Raw genomic sequence first — 18,833 nt, forward strand, 5'->3', positions numbered from 1 at the left:
AGCCCTACAGGGCGTGTCGAGCCAGAGCACAGCGGTGAACCTGTAGTAACGGGCTTGCCCGCGAACAGGCCGCTACAGGCACCGAAGATGCTGTGCTAGACACCTCAACCCATCCCTGGTGGCGCAATCGAGCCGATTCCCGGCGCGCCGGAACATTTTCCCCCCTCCCTTCGCTGCTTGAATGGCCCCGACCAAGCGGTCACTCCACCTCCCAAAGCGTGAACAACTTCAACTACAGCGCTTCGGTGAATTGCCAATTCACTGTTTCCAAAGGAGATTCCTAGCGTTTACCTGCCCCGTCCTTTTCCTTGTGTCAGCAAAAAGAGAACAAGATCAATGAACACCGTGGAATCCGAAGGCAGCACCCTTGCGCAAGGGTTCAAGCCACGTCACGTCACGATGCTGTCCATCGCCGGCATCATCGGCGCGGGCCTGTTCGTCGGTTCCGGCCACGCCATCGCCGCAGCCGGCCCCGCCACCATCATCTCCTACTTCGTCGCCGGTACCCTGGTGGTGCTGGTGATGCGCATGCTCGGCGAAATGGCCGTGGCCCACCCCGACACCGGTTCTTTCTCCACCTATGCCGACCAGGCCATCGGGCGTTGGGCCGGGTACACCATCGGCTGGTTGTACTGGTGGTTCTGGGTGCTGGTGATACCCATCGAGGCGCTGGCCGCCGGCCACGTGCTCAATGCCTGGTTCCCCCAGGTCGACAGCTGGATCTTCGCCCTGGCCTCGGTGCTGCTGCTGGCCTGCACCAACCTGTTCAGCGTGGCCAAGTACGGCGAGTTCGAGTTCTGGTTCGCCATTCTCAAGGTCACCGCCATCCTCGCCTTCATCGGCCTGGGCTTCGCCGCGTTGCTGGGCTGGCTGCCCAATCGAGAGGTCAGCGGCCTGGGCAGCCTGATGGAGCAGCATGGCGGTTTCGCGCCCAAGGGCGCAGCGGCGGTGATCGGCGCGTTCATCACGGTGATGTTCAGTTTCATCGGCACGGAGGCTGTGACCATCGCCGCGTCCGAGTCCAGCGACCCGTCGCGCAACATCGCCAAGGCCACGCGCTCGGTGATCTGGCGTATCAGCACGTTCTATATATTGTCGATTTTCGTGATCATCTCCATCGTGCCGTGGAACGACCCGCAACTGGCCGTGGTGGGTTCCTACCAGCGCGCGCTGGAAATCATGAACATCCCCAACGCCGGGTTTCTGGTCGACCTGGTGGTGCTGGTGGCAGTGACCAGTTGCATGAACTCGTCGATCTACATCGCCTCGCGCATGATGTATTCGCTGGCCAAGCGCGGCGACGCCCCGGCCTTGCTCAAACGCACCTCCAAGGTCGGCGTGCCGCGCGCGGCGGTGTTCGGCAGTACGCTGATCGGTGCGGCCATCGCCATCCTCAACTACTTTGCGCCCAAGGGCGTGTTCGAGTTCCTGCTGGCCAGCTCCGGTGCCATCGCCTTGCTGGTGTACCTGGTCATCGCCATTTCCCAGTTGCGCATGCGCAAGCGCCTGGAGCGCGAGAACGCCGAGCTGAAGTTCCGCATGTGGCTGTTCCCCTGGCTGACCTGGGCGGTGATCGGGTTCATCAGCTGCGCCCTGGCGGTGATGATGTACACCGAGGAGCACCGCGCCGAGGTGAGTGCGACCCTGAGCCTGGCGATCTTCATTTCTTTCCTGGGGATCGTGACCACCCGCGGGCATGTGCGAGGGGTTGCGGCGCGGTCGTTGGGGTAGCGATCGCGTTCGTGGCACCCTGGCTGGCATGAAAGAGGGCACCTGGGCATCAGGTGCCTTCTTTTCGTTGGCATATTCAATGAGAATGCTGCGTGGTGGCGCTCCATGACTCGGTATATCTCTGGAGGCGCTCAAGCTTTTATCAAGGAGATATCCCACTTGTTCACCTCGCTGTGGTTGACCAACTTCAAGGCATGGAAGGACACCGGTGCGGTGGCTTTGACACCCGTAACCATGGTGCTGGGTACCAACTCGTCCGGTAAGTCTTCGCTGCTGCAGAGCCTTTTGCTGCTGAAGCAGACGGTCCAGTCGCCAGACCGCACGGTGCATCTCAACTTGGGTGGAGACGAAATCAACGACCTCTTCAGCTTCGGTGATTTCGACAGCGTGCTAAGGCAAGGCGCGGAATCACCCCGCCAGTTTTCGATCAGCTTCCACTTTCAGCGTGCCGATGCACGAGTGCCGTCGGGGGGATTGGAGGCTTGGTACGGAAAGACCGCCAGCGGAAGCGTGGCGGTTCAGGAGTTGACGTTGTGGACGGACAAGCGCGAATTCCGATGCGTACGAAGGGATCGTGGTGCCTTCTCCGTATTCGTGGATAACGAAGCACAGCCTCGATTCAAAGGGCGGCACTATGCTCCGGAACGCTCCATCTCTTTCTCCGCCGACGCGGTTGCCGATCTCGACCAAGATGGGCCTCTCGTCGAAGACTTGAGCCTTTCGATTCGACGCGAACTTGAAGGCATCAGCTACCTTGGCCCTCTACGTCGCAAGCCCGAGCGCGATTACCCCTGGAACAAGAGCAAGCCTGGCGATGTAGGGAGCGACGGAAGCAACGCTATCGGCGCGTTGTTGGCCAGCGCCCTGTTGCGCTCGGAGGACCAGAGCTACATCGTTGATGGCGTTTCCAAATGGCTTTCCCGCATGAAGGTCGCGCAGCGCTTGGAAGTTCGCCAGCAGGGGCGTTCGAACCGATATGAACTGATCGTCCACCGCGATGGTGTGGCCTGTAACCTGCGCGATGTGGGGATCGGCGTTTCCCAGGTATTGCCGGTATTGGTCGTTGCCTACTTCGCCGCGCCGGGAAGCACCATCATTCTCGAAGAGCCGGAGATCCACCTACACCCCCTTGCGCAGTCGATCCTGGCGGAGTTGTTCGTGGAAGTGGCCAGGCAGCGTAACGTCCAGTTCATCATCGAGACCCACTCGGAGCACCTGTTCAGGCGCATGCAGACGCTCATCGCTACCGACAAGGCCCAGCGTGAGGACGTCTCTATGTACTTCGTCAAGCGGCGGGCGAAGAACGCAATTTTGCAGAAGCTCGAGGTCGATGAGTTCGGTGCGGTCAGCAACTGGCCGGAAAACTTCTTCGGCGACAGCGTAGGCGAGGCGTTGGAGCAGGCGAAGGCACGTGCCAAGCGGATGCGGGAGCGCGCCAATGGCTGATACTCGCGTGGTCGATACGAATGTGCTGATCGTTGCGAGTGCGGCCCATCAAGACTCTCCCTTCGAGGCTCATGCGACACCCTTGCAGGAGGCGGAGCACCTTCAGACGGTACTGAAGTGGGTCGAGGCTTTTCACAAGGATGTCGATCGGCACATGGTCCTCGATGTCGAGGGGCATATTTCCAACGAATATCGAAACAAGCTGAGCGAGCAGAACTACGGCCTATTGATGATGCAGCACAAGATTTCCAGGGGGCAGGTAGCCTGGGTGTATTTCGATGTCGATCAGAATGGCCACGCCAAGCTGTCTGATGCCTTGACCAAGGCAGTCACCGATCGTGAAGACCGGAAGATGGTAGCGGCAGTGCTCGAGGCCAAGGTCGACGGGCATACCAGCAAACTGGTGAATGCCTGCGACACCGACTGGTTGGATTGCGAAAAGGCGCTCAAGAGCGCCGGGGTCGAGGCCGAGCACCTGCTGGAAGAGCAATGGCTGCGTCCCAGGTGGCGTGCGAAGAAACAGAAGAAGACATGAGCGAGTTCTTTCGTTTCCCATCCACGCCTCACCTGTTCGCCGCGAAAGGGGCCGAATTGCCGCGGGACGACAAGCTCTTGTCAGCCTCGGCCCTGCGTGAGCTGCTCGCCGGAGAAGTGACGGTCGAGGAAAAACTCGATGGCGCCAACGTGGGTATTTCCATCGATTCACACGGCAATGTGCAGATGCAAAACCGCGGTACCTACCTGATTCCACCTTTTTCCGGGCAGTTCGCACGCCTGGAGCAATGGCTGCGTCAGCATGAAGACCACCTGTTCGACGTGCTGAGCGGCAACCCCGAGCTCATTCTGTTTGGCGAATGGTGCGCTGCACGTCACTCGCTGGGTTACGCCAGCCTGCCGGACTGGTGGCTGATGTTCGACGTCTACGACCGCCGGGCCGGACGTTTCTGGAGCGTGGCCGAGCGCAACAGGCTTGCTCGGCAGCTCGGTGTCGCAGTGGTGCCTTGTCTATTTCGCGGGGCTGTGACCCCCTCGAAACTGGAGGAATTTCTCGAGGCCTGGCAAAGCCATTATCGGGAAGGGCCGATGGAAGGTCTTGTAGTGCGCAGAGACGACGGCGCCTGGCTGCATTCACGCGGCAAGCTGGTGCGGGCCGACTTCTCCCAAACCATCGAAGAGCACTGGCGAAGCCGACCAATAGAGTGGAACCGCATCAAGTTCTAGCGAGTGCGATTCTGTCTGTCGGGTGATGTATTCGTGCCATCAGTTTTTTCGTACACTCCGGCCACCAACGCTGGCAATGGAGTGCGCAACATGCATCGTGGTATCGGCCTGATCCTGGCCTTGAGTGTGTTGTACCTGCCGCCGAGCCAGGCTAGCGAGCCGTCCTCCGACCCGCTGCTCGATGCCCCCGTGGCCGACGCCACTGGCCAGAACGCCCGAGGCGTGCTGCGCGCCCGCGACCAGGCGGTGCTGGCAAGCGAGCTGGCCGGGCGCATCGTCGAAATGCCCTACGCCGATGGCGAAGACTTCAAGAAAGGCGCCGTGCTGGCGCGCTTCGATTGCAGCGCCTACCAGGCTCAGCTCAATGCCGCCCAGGCCTCTGTGCGGGCGGCGCGCGAAGAACTCAACCACAACCGGCAACTGGCTGCGCTCAAGTCGGTAGGGCAGTTCGCCGTTTCCCTGGCCGAAGCCAAGCAAGCCCAGGCCCAGGCCGAAGCCCAGGTGTACCAGGTGCAGGTCAAGCGCTGCGTGGTCAACGCACCGTTCGATGGCCGCGTGGTACAGCGTCGCGCCCAGCCCCATGAAAGCGTGTCCAGCGGTGCACCGTTGCTGGAGGTGGTGGACAACCGTTCGCTGGAAATCCAGCTGCTGGTGCCGTCGCGGTGGCTGGGGCGGCTCAAGCCGGGGCAGGCGTTCGACTTCATCCCCGACGAAACCGGTACGCCGCTGCGGGCGCAGGTCAAGCGCGTGGGCGCGCGTATCGATGAGGGTAGCCAGACGTTGCTGCTGATCGGCGAGTTGCCCGGCGATGCCAAGGGCCTGCTGGCCGGCATGAGCGGCACGGCACGCTTCGCGGAGCTGCAATGACCGCCGCCGCGCAGGTGACGGCCGAGCGCGTGTTCGCGTTGTTTCTCGGTCTTCAACAGCAGGCGCGCCAGGCCAGCAGCAGCGAGCAGCTGGCGTTTTCCATGGTCAACGATGGCCAGGCGCTGTTTGGTTTTCGCCATGCCGCCTTGCTGATCGCCGGTAAGGTACAGGCGCTGACGGGTATCAGCGTGGTAGAGGCCAACGCGCCGTTTGTCGCCTTCGTCGAGCGCGCGTCTGCCGCCTTGCCGGCCCAGGCCCAGGCGGTGGACCCTGCCGGGCAGGACGAGCAGACCTTGCTCGACTGGCAGTCATTGTCAGCCGCCCACGCCTACTGGCTGCCCTTGCTCGACCGTCAGGGCGAACCCTTCGGCGGCCTGTGGCTAGCCCGCGACCAGCCCTTCAGCCCTGCCGAACAAACCCTGCTGGCCCAGCTGGGGCAAACCTATGCCCACGCCTGGCAGGCCCTGCGCCCAGGCAAACCCTGGCGCCTGCGCTGGCCCAGACGGCGCTTGCTGCTGGTGCTGGGCGCGGTGTCGTTGTTGCTGCTGGTGCCGGTGCGTCAGTCGGTGCTGGCGCCTGCCGAAGTAGTGCCGCTAGGCGGTCGCGTGGTCACCGCCCCCCTGGAGGGGGTGGTCGCCGAATTCCTGGTCAAGCCCAACCAGGAGGTCGCTGCCGGCGATTTGCTGGTGCGCTTCGATGCCACCACCCTCAAGGCCCAGGCCGATGTCGCCGAGCGTTCGCTGGGGGTGGCCGAGGCCGAGCTAAAGGCCAATACCCAGCGCGCGTTCAGCGACGCCGAGTCGGGGGCGCGCCTGGACCTGCTCGCCGCGCGGGTGGAACAGAAACGTGCCGAACTCGACTACGCCCGCCAGCTGCTGGCGCGTAGCGAGATCCGCGCCGAACGCGCCGGTATCGCGGTGTTCGCCGATGCCGAGCGCTGGACCGGCAAGCCCGTGCAGACGGGCGAGCGCCTGATGCAACTGGCCGACCCGGCCCAGGCCGAACTGCGTATCGAATTGCCGATCGGCGATGCCATTGGCCTGCAGCACGGTGCCGAAGTGGCGTTGTTCCTCGACAGCGACCCGCTGCACCGCCACAGCGCCGCTCTCGAACGCGCCGCCTACGAAGCCCAGGCCACGGCAGCCGGGCAACTGGCCTACCGCCTCGACGCGCGCTTCGATGAAGCCCCTCCGCGTATCGGCCTGCGTGGCACCGCCAAGCTGTATGGCGAGCGTGCGCCGCTGGCCTATTACCTGCTGCGTCGGCCGCTGGCCGCCCTGCGTCAAGGGTTGGGCTTCTGATGCTGCCCGCCCTGCGCGCGGATTTGCAGCTGTCGCCGGCCGCCCCCGGCCTCGACGGTGCCCCGCAATGGACCCTGGCCGACCCCCTGCGTGGTCGCTACTTCAAGCTCGGCGCCAGTGCCGTGCGCCTGCTGCGCCACTGGGCACTGGGTGAGCCGCAGCGGGTGCTGGCCGCTGCCAATGCCGAGCCGGGCGTGCCGCTGGACGCCGACGCGCTGGAAGACCTGTTTCATTTCCTCGGCCAATACGACCTGCTCAGCGCCCAGGACGCCGCCCAGCGCGAAAGCTATGCCGCCAAGGCCGCCGCCACGCGCCAGGGCCTGTGGACGCGGGTGCTGCACCAATACCTGTTCTTCCGTATTCCGCTGTGGCGCCCTGACCCGTTCCTCAACCGCGCCTGGCCGGTGCTGCAGCGCCACGGCGGCTGGATCTTGCGCCTGGGCCTGCCGCTGTTGCTGGCGCTGGGGCTGTTTCTGGTGATCCGCGACTGGTCGCGGTTCATCGCCACCTTCCCGCACCTGTTCAGCTTCGGCGGTGTGCTGGCGTTCGGCATCGCGCTGACCTTCGCCAAGCTGTGCCATGAGTTCGGCCACGCCTTCATGGCCAAGCGCGCGGGCTGCCGGGTGCAGAGCATGGGGCTGGCGTTCATGGTGTTGCTGCCGATGTTCTACACCGACGTCAGCGATGCCTGGCGCGTGAGCGACCGACGTTCGCGCTTGCTGATCGACGCCGGCGGGATCTTCGCCGAGCTGGTACTGGCGGTACTGGCGCTGCTGGCCTGGTCGCTGCTGCCTGACGGGCCGGCGCGCACGGCGGCGTTCATGCTGGCCAGTGCCACCTGGATCACCACCCTGGCGATCAACCTCAACCCCTTCATGCGGTTCGACGGCTATTTCATCATCAGCGACCTGTGGGGCATCGAGAACCTGCAGAACCGTGCTTTCGCCCTGTGCCGCTGGCGCCTGCGCGAGGCGCTGTTCGGCTACGGCGAACCGCCCCCCGAGGCCTGGCCTGCGCCCATGCGCAAGCGCCTGCTGGTGTGGGGTTATGGCGCCTGGCTGTGGCGCGCGGTGCTGTTCCTGGGGATCGCACTGGCGGTGTACCACCTGTTCTTCAAGGTGCTGGGCATCTTCCTGATGGTGGTGGAGCTGGTGTGGTTCATCGGCCTGCCGGTGTGGAAGGAAATGCAGCAATGGTGGCAGCGTCGCGAGCAAGCCGAGCCACGCAAGGTGCTGCTGACCGTGGGGGCTCTGGCGCTGTTGTTGTTGCTGCTGGCCGTGCCCTGGCGCAGTGCGGTGGAAGTGCCGGCGCTGCTCGAGGCGGCGCGGGTAGGGGGGGTGCATGCGCCGGTGGCGGCACGCCTGAAGGCGGTGCATGTCCGCGATGGCCAGGCGGTGCAACAAGGCGAGTTGCTGATGGAGCTGGAGTCGCCTGACCTGGATTCGCGCCAGGCCATCGTGCGTCGCGAAATCGACATCCTGCAATTGATGTTGCGGCGTCAGTCTGGCCGCAGCGCCACGGCGAGCGATGCAGGCATTCTCGAACAGCGCCTGGCCGAGGCGGTGGCCGAGTTTCGCGGCATTGCCGCGCAACGCGAGCGCCTGCAACTGCGCGCGCCGCAGGCGGGCGTGCTGCGTGACCTGCCGGCCAACCTGGTGCCTGGCCAGTGGCTGGGGGCGGGGCAGGTGCTGGCGCGGGTGGTCGAGCCGGGCCTGCGCCTGCGCGGCTACCTGGCCGAAGATGCGTTGTGGCGCGTAGGCCCTGGCAGCGAAGGGCGCTTCATCGCCGACGATCCGGCGCGTGCGGCGCTGGGCGTGCGCCTGGAGCAGGTGGATGCCACCGGTGTGGGCTTCCTGGAAATCGAAGCGCTGGCCTCCGACCGCCACGGCCCGATTGCCGTGCGCCGCGATGCCCAGCAACGCGCCGAACCGCTGCAGGCCCAATATGGCGTGCGCCTGGCCTTGCTCGACGAGGCTGGCGAGTTGCAACAGCCGCAGCGTGGCGTGGTGGTGTTGAGTGGGGTGCGTGAATCGTTGCTGGGGGCTGCCTGGCGCCGGATGGCGGCGCTGGGGGTACGAGAGAGTGGTTTCTAGAGATTGAACAGGAGCCGGCATGCCCGACCTGCCGCGTTGTTCCCGACTACCGCTGGCCATCGACCTGGCCGATTTGCTGCAAGCCTTGGCACGGCTCGATGCCGAGGCCTGGCAGGCGCATTTCAACCGTGACTACCACGAGGGCGACTGGAGCGGCGTGTCCCTGGTGGCCGCCGAGGATGCACCGCTGCCCTTGGCGCCCGGCCTCGGCGCGCCGGTACACAGTGCCTGGTGGCGTGACGAGCCGGCCTGGCAGGCGCTTCTGCAACGCTGGCCCGCCAAGGTGCGCGCGGCCAGGCTCCTGCGCCTGGGGCCGGGGGCGCGCATTCACGAACATCGCGACCCCGACCTCGGCAGCCCCGGCGGCTGCCTGCGCTTGCACGTGCCGCTGCTCAGCCCCGAGGGCGTGGCGTTCCTGGTTGATGGCTTGCAGGTGCCGATGCGCCCTGGCGAGTGCTGGTTCCTCGACCTGTCGCGCCCGCACCGGGTGAACAACCCCAGTGCGCGGGAGCGGGTGCACCTGGTGATCGACTGCGAGGCCGACCCGGCCTTGCTGGCCCTGATCGACCAAGGCCTGGCCCAGACCCCGGCCTTGCAGTTGGGCAGGGCTGGGCGGGATTTCGCCCATTTTCGCGAATGCGTCGTGGCCGACCCCGCTCTCGCAAGACGCTTGCAGGCGCTGGGCGAGCCACAGGCGTTCATCGCCCAGGTGCTGCGTGAGTGCCAGCGGCTGGGGCTGGAGTTTTCCGAGGCCGAGGTAAGGGGCGCGATGCGCCAAGGCAAGCAGGCGTGGAGCGACCAATGGCGCGTCTAGGCAATGAAGGCGATTTTTCCGGCTGGCTGCCGATTCGCACCTGGCTGCGCGATGGCGAATGGCGGGTGGATTGGTGTTGGTTCGGCGAGCAACGGTTGACCCAGCCGTTTTTCCGCGACGATGTGGATATCGCCCTGCGCCTGCCGTTCAACCAGGCCCTGCGCCGGGAAACCGGGCTTGCGGCACTGTTCGACTGGCAAGCCCGCAGCCCGGGCCTGGCGCCGGGCGTGCTGGTGTTCCATGCCTCGCGCTGCGGTTCGACCTTGGTGGCGCAGTTGCTGGCGGGCCTTGAGCGCAACGTGGTGTTGTCCGAGCCGCCGCCACTGGACAACCTGCTGCGTGCCCACCTGTTCGACCCGAAGGCCGCTGCCTGGCAGCCGCGCGCGGTGGAAGCGCTGCTCTCGGCCTACGGCCAGCAGCGGCGCGGCGACGAGCGCCAGCTGGTGATCAAGCTCGATGCCTGGAATGTGTTCGAAGCGCCGCTGCTGGCAGCGCTGTACCCGGACACGCCAAGGGTCTTCCTGTACCGCGACCCGCTGGAAATCGTCGTCTCGCAACTGCGCCAGGCTGGCATGCACCGGGTGCCGGGGCTGCTGGGGCCGTCGGTACTGGACCGCCTGCTGCCCGACGCCCAGCGCATGGGGCCGGTGGAGTACACCAGCCGGATGATGGGGGAAATCTTGCGGGCAGGGTTGGAGTTGTGTAGCGATCATGGAGGCATCGCGCTGAACTACAGCGAACTGCCCCATGTCGTCTGGGGGCGCTTGGCGCCGTTGCTGGGGGTGACGTCGGAAGATATCGAGCGTTTGCAACAGATTGCCGCGTTCGATGCCAAGCAGCCGGCCATGACCTTCAGCGACGACACCCGGCGCAAGCGTGACGAAGCCGGTGCCGCGGTGCGCGAAGCGGTGCAGCGCTGGGCCTGGGCGCCTTATGCAGAGCTGGAAGCGGTTCGCCTGGGTTGTGCTGCACCAGCCCTTCTCGATAGCTGACCCCCGCGATCCTTGTAGGAGCGGGCTTGCCCGCGAACCAGGGCGAAGCCCTGGCCAGGCAACGCGGAGCAAAGCTGCGGCGTATGGCACCGGCCCTCCCGGTGTTCGTGGGCAAAAGCGCTTTGCGGGGCCCGATTTCGCCTGAAAACCGGCGTCAAAAGCCTTCAAACGGGTGTTTGTAAAAATAAAAGATTATCCGACGAGTGATAATGGCAAAATGCCTGATCGATCGGCTACGCTCAAGCCATCGTGTAGGACAATTGACCCCCGGATGTCCGCTGCCCAGTCGGGGTCGCTAGCAAGGAAGCCAGACACATCATGCCAACACCCGTGGTTTCCCTTCGCCCCTGCGTGGACGCCGACCTCGGCTTCCTGCGCGACCTGTATGCCAGCACCCGTGCCGAAGAAATGGCCCATACCCCTTGGGACACAGCGGCCATCGAGACGTTTCTCACCCAGCAGTTCCAGGCCCAGCACGACTACTACCACGCGCACTTCGCCGACGGCCAGTTCCTCGTCATCGAAGCGGCAGGCCAGCCCATCGGCCGCGCCTACCTGCTGTGGACCGACAGCCACCTGCAAATCATCGACACCGCACTGCTGCCCGCCTGGCAAGGGCAGGGCATCGGTTCGCAGCTGATGGCCGAATGGCTGGTGCAGGCCGATGCCCTGGGCTTGAGCGCCGGCTTGCATGTCACGGCACACAACCCGGCGTTGCGCCTGTACCAACGCAATGGCTTCCAGGAGGTCGGCGAGAACGGCGTCTACCTGAAAATGCGCCGCCCAGCCCTCGCCACCGCCACCCCCGCCTGAACAAGGACCGCGACATGTACGTCATGCCCACCCAGCAAGCCCTGCAAGACGCCATGGGCAGCCTGTTCCAACTGTGGATCGGCGAGGACCAGGCGCTCGACGCGCAGTTGCTCGCCGTAACCGACGGCGTGGCGATGTCGCCGCGTTACCAGTGCTTTTCGGCGGATTTCGCCCTGCCCCATGGCGTGGTGCTGCCCCAGGCGGTGTTCCGCCTGTCGCCACCCGGTGAGGAAGGCTGGCTGCTGCTGATGACCCCGACGCTACCGGACACCGATGGCCGCCCCGTGCTGCAAGCGGTGTTCCACATGGACAGGCCGGCCTGACGGCCAGAAACGGATTCCGCGGGCCAGGTGGCCCGTGCTCGCAGCACCATCAAAGGAGCGCAGTAGATGAGTGAGCCATTCCTGGGTGAAATCATTATTTTCGGCGGCAACTTCGCCCCACGCGGCTGGGCGTTCTGCCAAGGCCAGTTGCTGAGCATCGCGCAGAACAGCGCGCTGTACTCGATCCTCGGTACCACCTACGGCGGCAATGGCCAGACCACCTTCGGCCTGCCTGACCTGCGTGGCCGCAGCCCGATCGGTGCGGGGCAGGGGCCAGGCTTGAGCTCGATCGTGCTGGGGGAGCAGGCCGGTACCGAGCAGGTGACCCTGCTTCAGTCGAACATGCCGTCGGTGGGCGTCACCCTGAACCAGCTCAACGTGGCGGTGGCGATCCCGGTATCGAATACGGCCAATGCCAACCTGGCTGCGCCATCCAACACCAGTGTGCTGGGCACGGCCCACGATACCAGCGGCTCCGGCGTGACGGTGGACATCTACTCCAGCGAACAGCCCAACACCACGCTGGCGCCGTTCAACGTCCACGGTACAGCCACCGGATTCATCACTGGCAGCAACTTGCCGGTGTCGACCCGCAGCCCTTACCTGGGCGTCAACTACATCATCGCAACCGCAGGCATCTTCCCTTCGCGTAACTGAGGCCGGGCGACTGCCAGGACGGGCCATGGGCCGCACTTCGCGCCCCATGGCCCGTCGAGGTTTTTCACAACGCACACGCCTGCGCCCACCCGGCGCGGCAGGAACAACCAGCCCTGGGGCTGATCGAGGTTCATCATGGCATTCTGGAAACGTGGCAAGCGCACCTCCCAACCCGCTATCTGCGCGCCGCGGACGAGCCTCATCCAGGCCCTGGAGCCGCGCATGATGTTCGACGCCTCGGTGGCGGTGGTTGCCGACCAGGGCGCCCAGGCCGTCGAAGCTGCCAAGGCAGCCACCGGCAAGGACACCAGCGCAGCCCCCACCGACACCAGCAACCCCAAGGATGCCGCCGCCGCCCATGACGCCGCACCTGGCACCGCAGAGGCGCCAGCGGCGTCGGCGGGCCGTGAGGTGGTGTTCATCGATTCGGCCGTCAGCGACTACCAGAAACTCATCGCCGGCCTGCCCGAGGGCGTCGAGGTGGTGGTGCTGGACAACAGCAAGGACGGCTTCAAGCAGATTGCCGACTACCTCGCCGGGCGCACCGACGTGTCGTCCATCGACATCATCAGCCACGGCGACAAAGGCTATGTGTACCTGGCCGGCAATGCCATCTGGGGCAACCAGCTGGCCAGCCACGCGGCAGACCTGGCGCGCATCGGCGACAGCCTGGTGGCCGGTGGCGATATCCGCTTCTTCGCCTGCAATACCGGCGCCGGCGACAGCGGCCAGGCCTTCGTCAACGAAGTCGCGCGGCTGACCGGCGCCGATGTGGCGGCGTCTTCCGACTCCACCGGCAACCGGGCTGGCGAGGACTGGGCGCTGGAGACCGTGGCGGGCGTGGTCGCCAGCGGTACCGGTGTGCAGCGCGGCGATATGTCGGGGTTCCACACTTCGCTGGCCACCATCACCGTGACCGATACCGACGCTTCCTCGGTCGCAGCCAACGGCAAGGTGTCGCTGGCCGAGGCGATCCAGGCGGCCAACACCAACCTTTCGGTGGATGGCTCGGCGGCGGGCAGCGTCGGCGGCGCCGATATCATCGTTTTCGACCAGTCGCTCAAGGGCGCGACGATTCGCTGGAGCAGTGCCAGCGCACTGCTGGTCAGCAGTGAAATCATCATCAATGGCGACGTCGACGGCGATGGGGTGGGCGACATCATCCTGAGCGGCGACGTCAACAACAATGGCGCGCGCGATGCCAACGAGTCGTCTGGGCTGCAGAGCAACACCAACGGTGTGCTGACGGTGCGCAACCTCGACTTCCGGCACTTCTCCAACAACGTCGCAGGCGGGGCCATTCGTGCCAACGGCGGTTCGATCACCCTCGAGGACTCGAACTTCCAGAACAACGCCGGCACGGTGATCAACTCGGCCACCACGGCAGGTTCCACGGTGGTGGTGCGCAACACCACCATCCATGACAACGACGCCAGTATCGTCGGCGGGGTCGGCATGTCCTCGCTGGTGCGCCTGGGTGGTGCGAACAACCATGTGCTGGAGAACGTCGCGATCTACCGCAACACCGGCACCTACGGCGCCACCGGTACCATCGCCGGTGCCTCGGTGATCGTGCTGAGCAACACCGGTGGCTCGGTGCGCATCATCAACAGCACCATCGCCGACAACACCTACCTCAACGCCAGCAGCGGCACCATCAATTCCGCAGGGATCGGTTGGGCGAGCGGGGGGGCCGGGACCGTCACCGTGCAGAACAGCATTCTCACCGGCAACACGGTCGACGGCGTGGCCGCCGATGCCGCTACCAATGGCGGTGTCGGCGGTGGCTACACCAGCACCACCAACCTGATCGGCGTCCCGGTGAACTTCGTCAACGCCGCCGCCGGCGACTACCGCCTGGCCGCCAACGCCACCAACGCCATCGACCAAGGCACGGCAAGCGGAGCCCCCACCACCGACCTGCGCGGCTTCGACCGCCCACGGGGTGGCGCGGTCGACATCGGTGCATACGAGGTGCTGTACAGCGCCCCCCCGGTAGTCGACCTGGACACCAGCAGCGGCGGCAACAACAGCACAGTGAACTACTCCGGCACCCCGGTGGCGATCGTGCCGAACATCGACCTCAGCCAGACCGACGGCGACACCCAGGTCAGCGGCGCTACCTTGACGCTTTCCGGGCAACTGGACGGCGGCAGCGAAACCCTCACCTTGAGTGCCGGGCAGATCAGCCTGGCGGCCAGCTACGGCATCACCATCAGCGGTTCGGGCACCTCGGTGCTGAGCCTGAGCGGCGTCGCCACCCTGGCCCAGTACCGCGCCGTCTTGGCCTCGGTGCAGTACAACAACGCCAACCCCGCCTACACCTCTGGCACCCGCAGCGTGACCGTGGCGGTCAACGACGACATGGGCAGTACCGTACGCACCGCCTCGGTGGTGGTGATGCCGCTCAATGCCGTACCGGTGATCGGCAACGTCAACGGCGACACCGCCAACTACAACCAAGGCGGTGGCAGTGTGCTGCTGGATGCGGGCGGCAACGCCACGGTCACCGACAGCGACTCCAGCGACTTCGCGGGTGGCAACCTCACCGTGGCGGTCGGCAACGGCGTTGGCAGCGAAGACGTGCTGGGCATTCGCAACCTGGGGCAGATCGCCGTCAGCGGCAACAACGTCACCTTCGGCGGCGTCACCATCGGTACCGTCAGCGGCGGCACGGGAGGTGCCAACCTGGTGGTGACCTTCAACGCCAATGCCAACGCGGCGGCAGTGCAGGCGCTGATCCGCAGCCTGACCTACGACAACAGCAACGCCAGCAATGGCATCGGCCAGGCCACCCGCGCGGTGAGCATCACCGTCAACGATGGCGACGGCGGCACCTCGGCAGCGGCCACGGTGAATGTCGCGGTCCGCGAAACCGTGCCGCCGACGGCTACCATCGTGGTTGCCGACACCGCGCTGAGAATTGGCGAAACCTCGCAGGTGACCATCACCTTCAGCGAGGCGGTGACCAACTTCACCAATGCCGACCTGACCATCGCCAACGGCACCCTCAGCAACGTGACCAGCAGTGATGGCGGTATCACCTGGACCGCCACCTTCACCCCGACCAGCAACATCGCCGATGCCACCAATATCATCACCCTGAACAACGCCGGGGTGACCGACCTGGCCGGCAATGCCGGCGTGGGCACCACCGACTCGAACAACTACGCCATCGATACCGTGCGCCCGACCGCCACCATCGTGGTGTCCGACACGGCACTGAGGGCTGGCGAAACCTCGCTGGTGACCATCACCTTCAGCGAAGCGGTAACCGGCTTCAACAATCTCGACCTCAACGTGCAAGGCGGCACCCTTAGCGCCGTAAGCAGCAGCGACGGTGGCATCACCTGGATCGCCACCTTCACCCCCACCGGCAACATCGCCGATGCCACCAATGTCATCACCCTGAACAACGCCGGAGTGACCGACCTGGCCGGCAACGCCGGCAGCGGCACCACCGACTCGAACAACTACGCCATCGACACCCAGCGCCCGACCGCCACCATCGTGGTGTCCGACACCGCGCTCAGGGCTGGCGAAACCTCGCTGGTGACCATCACCTTCAGCGAGGCGGTGAGCGGCTTCACCAATGCCGACCTGACGGTCAATGGCGGCACCCTCAGCGCGGTCAGCAGCAGCGATGGCGGGATTACCTGGACGGCGACGTTCACCCCCGCCACCAACCTGCAGAACACCGTCAACCTCATCACCCTGGACAATACCGGGGTGACCGATGCAGCGGGGAATGCCGGTAGCGGCACCACTACCTCGAACAACTACGCCATCGACACCGCACGCCCGACCGCCACCATCGTGGTGGCCGACAGCGCGCTGGGCATCGGCGAGACTTCGCTGGTGACCATCACCTTCAGCGAACCGGTGACAGGTTTCACCAACGCTGACCTGACGGTCAGTGGCGGCACCCTGAGTGCGGTCAGCAGCAGTGACGGCGGGCTCACCTGGACAGCGACCTTCACGCCCGCCGCCGCTACCAGCAGCACCGCCAATGTCATCACCCTGGACAACAGCGGCGTGACCGATGCAGCCGGCAATGCCGGGAGCGGCGCTACCCAGTCGAACGCCTACGTCATCGACACGGTACGCCCGACCGCGACCATCGTCATGGCCGACAACAACCTGACCGTGGGCGAGACCACCACGGTGACCATCACCTTCAGTGAAGCGGTCACCGGCCTCACGCTGGCCGATTTCACCGTGCCCAATGGCACCCTGAGCGGGTTGAGCAGCAGCGACGGTGGCATTACCTGGACCGCCACCTTCACACCGGCCATCAACGTGCAGGACACCACCAACGTCATCGTCCTGGACAACACCGCCTATACCGACACGGCGGGCAATAGCGGCGTCGGCACCACCAGCTCGATCAACTACACGGTCAGCACCGTGCAGCCCACCGCCACCGTCGTGCTGACCGACACCAGCCTGCGCGTGGGCGAGACCACCATGGTGATCATCACCTTCAGCGAGGCGGTGACCGGGTTCACGTTGGCCGACCTCAGCGCAACCAACGGCACCTTGAGCGGGCTGTCCTCTGCCGATGGCGGCATTACCTGGACCGCCACGTTCATCCCCGATAGCAATGTGCAGGACACCACCAACCTGGTCGTGCTGGACAACGCCGGGGTGCGCGGCGTGAGCTCCGGCAACATCGGCTCCGGCACAACGGCCTCGAGCAACTATGCCGTCGACACCCTGCGCCCCACCGCCAGCATCGTGGTCGCCGACCCGACGTTGAGTGCGGGTGAATCCGCCACGGTGACCATCACCTTCAGCGAGGCGGTGACCGGCTTCAGCCTGGCTGACCTGTTCGTCGCCAATGGCACCCTGACCGGGCTGAGCACCAGCGACAACATCACCTGGACCGTCACCTTCACCCCATCCGTGGGGGTCGAGGACGCCACCAACCTAATCATCCTGGACAACACCGGGGTAAGCGATACCGCAGGCAACGCCGGCCTCGGCATTACCCTTTCGAACAACTACGTCATCGATACCCGCGCGCCCAGCGCGCAAGGCATCGTCACGCTCGACCCATCGCCGAGCAGCGCCAGCAGCATCCGCTACACGGTCACCTTCAGCGAAGCGGTCAACGGGGTGGGGATCGAAGACTTCCTGCTGGTCGCCACCGGCAGCGCAGCAGGCACCCTCAGCGGCCTGACCTGGATCGACGCGCGCACCGTGCAGGTCACCGTCAGCGGCGTGAGCGGCATTGGCACCCTGGGCCTGAACCTCAACGGCAGCGGCACCGGCATCACCGACATGGCGGGCAATGCGATCACTGGCGGGCTGGTCGGCGCGACCTACACCGTCGACCGTGTTGCGCCGCAGGTCACCTCGGTCAGCGTGCCGGTAGGGGTGACCTACAACGCAGGCGACACCCTGACCTTCGTGGTCAACACCGATGAAGTGGTGATCGTCGATGGTGTGCCGAAGCTTTCGCTGGATATCGGTGGGCGTACCGTGCTGGCCGACTATGTTGCCGGCTCCGGCACTACCACGCTGGTGTTCCAGTACACCGTGCAAACGGGCGACAGCGACAGCAACGGCATCCAGGTGACCGGGCTGGTGGACGGCAGCGGTGGCCTGCACGATGGCGCCGGTAACGCGCTGAACCCGACCCTGAACAATGTCGGCAATACCAGCGCAGTGATCGTCGATGCCGTGCCGCCGAGCGTGGTCAGCATCGAGCCGAACCTGCCGGGCGCCTCGGGCAACCAGAGCTTCACCGTGACCTTCAGCGAAGACGTCAGCGGCGTCGACCTCAGCGACTTCAACCTGGTGACCACCGGCAATGCCAGCGGCACCTTGCTGTCGCTGGTGCGTATCGATGGCCGTACCTGGCAGGTCAACGTCGGTAACGTGGCCGGTGCCGGCAGCCTGGCGCTGGCGCTCAATGCCAGCGGCACGGGAATCCAGGACGCTGCCGGCAACGCCATCGCCGGTGGCTTCGCCGGGCGGGCGCTGGGGCTTTCCAGCAATGATGGCGACCCAGAGTTTCGCTCCACGCCAACGCCGCTGCCCGCTCTGGACTCCACTGTCCAGGTTCAGCAACCCGTCGCGCCGGTCCCGCCACCGTTCCAGTCGCCGCTGCTGCCGCCACCGCTGTTCGAAGTGCCGAACCTGGGCGGCGGTGTGCCGACCCTGGGCAGCATCTTCATTCAAAACGGTGCGCTGGCACCGAGCTTCCTCGCCCAGGTGTTCAGCAATAGCCAACCCGGTGTCGGCAACGGATCCGGCGCAGGCTTCCTGGGCTTTGGCGGCGGCGATGCCAGCGTATTCGGCAGCAGCAGCCTGGCCAATATCTTCGGCAAGGAAATGCCCGACGATGGCGGGCAGTACGAATTGAACGGCGGCAAGCCATGGCGCCAGGCCGCCGAGGCAGCTGCCGGGAAGGGTTTGTCCGGGGCACCGACCCTGGGCCAGCAATTGCAAGGCATCACCCAGGGTGAGCATCGCCAGGCCAGGGACCTGGCGGCCGCCCTGGAGCAGATCAAGGCGCGCGTACCTCAGGTGTGAGCGGCAGGGCAGGACGTATGCAACGACAAGAAGAA

13 protein-coding genes are annotated in these 18,833 nt (G+C 65.4%); all 13 read left to right on the forward strand.

Features of this window, described 5'->3' with window-relative positions:
- Positions 1-336: 336 nt before the first annotated feature.
- The 13 genes from gabP to RAC97_RS08190 all read left to right on the forward strand — a co-directional run bounded on the left by gabP (position 337) and on the right by RAC97_RS08190 (position 18,798).
- Positions 337-1,731, forward strand: a complete 1,395-nt coding sequence (gabP, locus tag RAC97_RS08130) for a GABA permease (protein ID WP_375098611.1) — start codon at positions 337-339, stop codon at positions 1,729-1,731.
- A gap of 159 nt (positions 1,732-1,890) precedes the next feature.
- Positions 1,891-3,177 carry a DUF3696 domain-containing protein gene (locus RAC97_RS08135; protein WP_375098612.1) on the forward strand — a complete coding sequence of 429 codons (1,287 nt, stop codon included), beginning with the start codon at positions 1,891-1,893 and terminating at the stop codon, positions 3,175-3,177.
- Positions 3,170-3,712: a hypothetical protein gene (locus RAC97_RS08140; RefSeq protein WP_375098613.1), complete on the forward strand. Its 543-nt coding sequence runs from the start codon at positions 3,170-3,172 to the stop codon at positions 3,710-3,712. Before RAC97_RS08135 ends, RAC97_RS08140 begins: the two co-directional genes overlap by 8 nt.
- Positions 3,709-4,398, forward strand: coding sequence for an RNA ligase family protein (locus tag RAC97_RS08145; RefSeq protein WP_375098614.1), 690 nt, complete (start codon positions 3,709-3,711; stop codon positions 4,396-4,398). Before RAC97_RS08140 ends, RAC97_RS08145 begins: the two co-directional genes overlap by 4 nt.
- A gap of 90 nt (positions 4,399-4,488) precedes the next feature.
- Complete coding sequence (locus RAC97_RS08150; RefSeq protein WP_375098615.1) at positions 4,489-5,265, forward strand: efflux RND transporter periplasmic adaptor subunit; 777 nt, start codon at positions 4,489-4,491, stop codon at positions 5,263-5,265.
- Entirely contained in the window at positions 5,262-6,566 is a 1,305-nt protein-coding gene (locus tag RAC97_RS08155) for an efflux RND transporter periplasmic adaptor subunit (RefSeq protein ID WP_375098616.1), read from the forward strand. The genes RAC97_RS08150 and RAC97_RS08155 overlap by 4 nt, the downstream gene beginning before the upstream one ends.
- Positions 6,563-8,659: an HlyD family efflux transporter periplasmic adaptor subunit gene (locus RAC97_RS08160; protein WP_375098736.1), complete on the forward strand. Its 2,097-nt coding sequence runs from the start codon at positions 6,563-6,565 to the stop codon at positions 8,657-8,659. The genes RAC97_RS08155 and RAC97_RS08160 overlap by 4 nt, the downstream gene beginning before the upstream one ends.
- Positions 8,660-8,678: 19 nt before the next feature.
- Positions 8,679-9,473 carry an aspartyl/asparaginyl beta-hydroxylase domain-containing protein gene (locus RAC97_RS08165; RefSeq protein WP_377748239.1) on the forward strand — a complete coding sequence of 265 codons (795 nt, stop codon included), beginning with the start codon at positions 8,679-8,681 and terminating at the stop codon, positions 9,471-9,473.
- A complete protein-coding gene (locus RAC97_RS08170) occupies positions 9,461-10,465 on the forward strand; it encodes a sulfotransferase family protein (protein WP_375098618.1) in 1,005 nt (334 codons plus the stop codon). Before RAC97_RS08165 ends, RAC97_RS08170 begins: the two co-directional genes overlap by 13 nt.
- A 318-nt stretch (positions 10,466-10,783) precedes the next feature.
- Complete coding sequence (locus RAC97_RS08175; RefSeq protein WP_375098619.1) at positions 10,784-11,278, forward strand: GNAT family N-acetyltransferase; 495 nt, start codon at positions 10,784-10,786, stop codon at positions 11,276-11,278.
- Between the two features lie 14 nt (positions 11,279-11,292).
- The gene (locus tag RAC97_RS08180; RefSeq protein WP_375098620.1) at positions 11,293-11,601 is read left to right on the forward strand and encodes a DUF6916 family protein; all 309 of its coding nucleotides are present in this window, start codon (positions 11,293-11,295) and stop codon (positions 11,599-11,601) included.
- Between the two features lie 66 nt (positions 11,602-11,667).
- The gene (locus tag RAC97_RS08185; protein ID WP_375098621.1) at positions 11,668-12,258 is read left to right on the forward strand and encodes a phage tail protein; all 591 of its coding nucleotides are present in this window, start codon (positions 11,668-11,670) and stop codon (positions 12,256-12,258) included.
- Positions 12,259-12,393: 135 nt separating this feature from the next.
- A complete protein-coding gene (locus tag RAC97_RS08190) occupies positions 12,394-18,798 on the forward strand; it encodes an Ig-like domain-containing protein (protein WP_375098622.1) in 6,405 nt (2,134 codons plus the stop codon).
- Positions 18,799-18,833: the final 35 nt, after the last annotated feature.

This window comes from Pseudomonas sp. LS_2, assembly GCF_042709235.1.
Lineage (GTDB): Bacteria > Pseudomonadota > Gammaproteobacteria > Pseudomonadales > Pseudomonadaceae > Aquipseudomonas.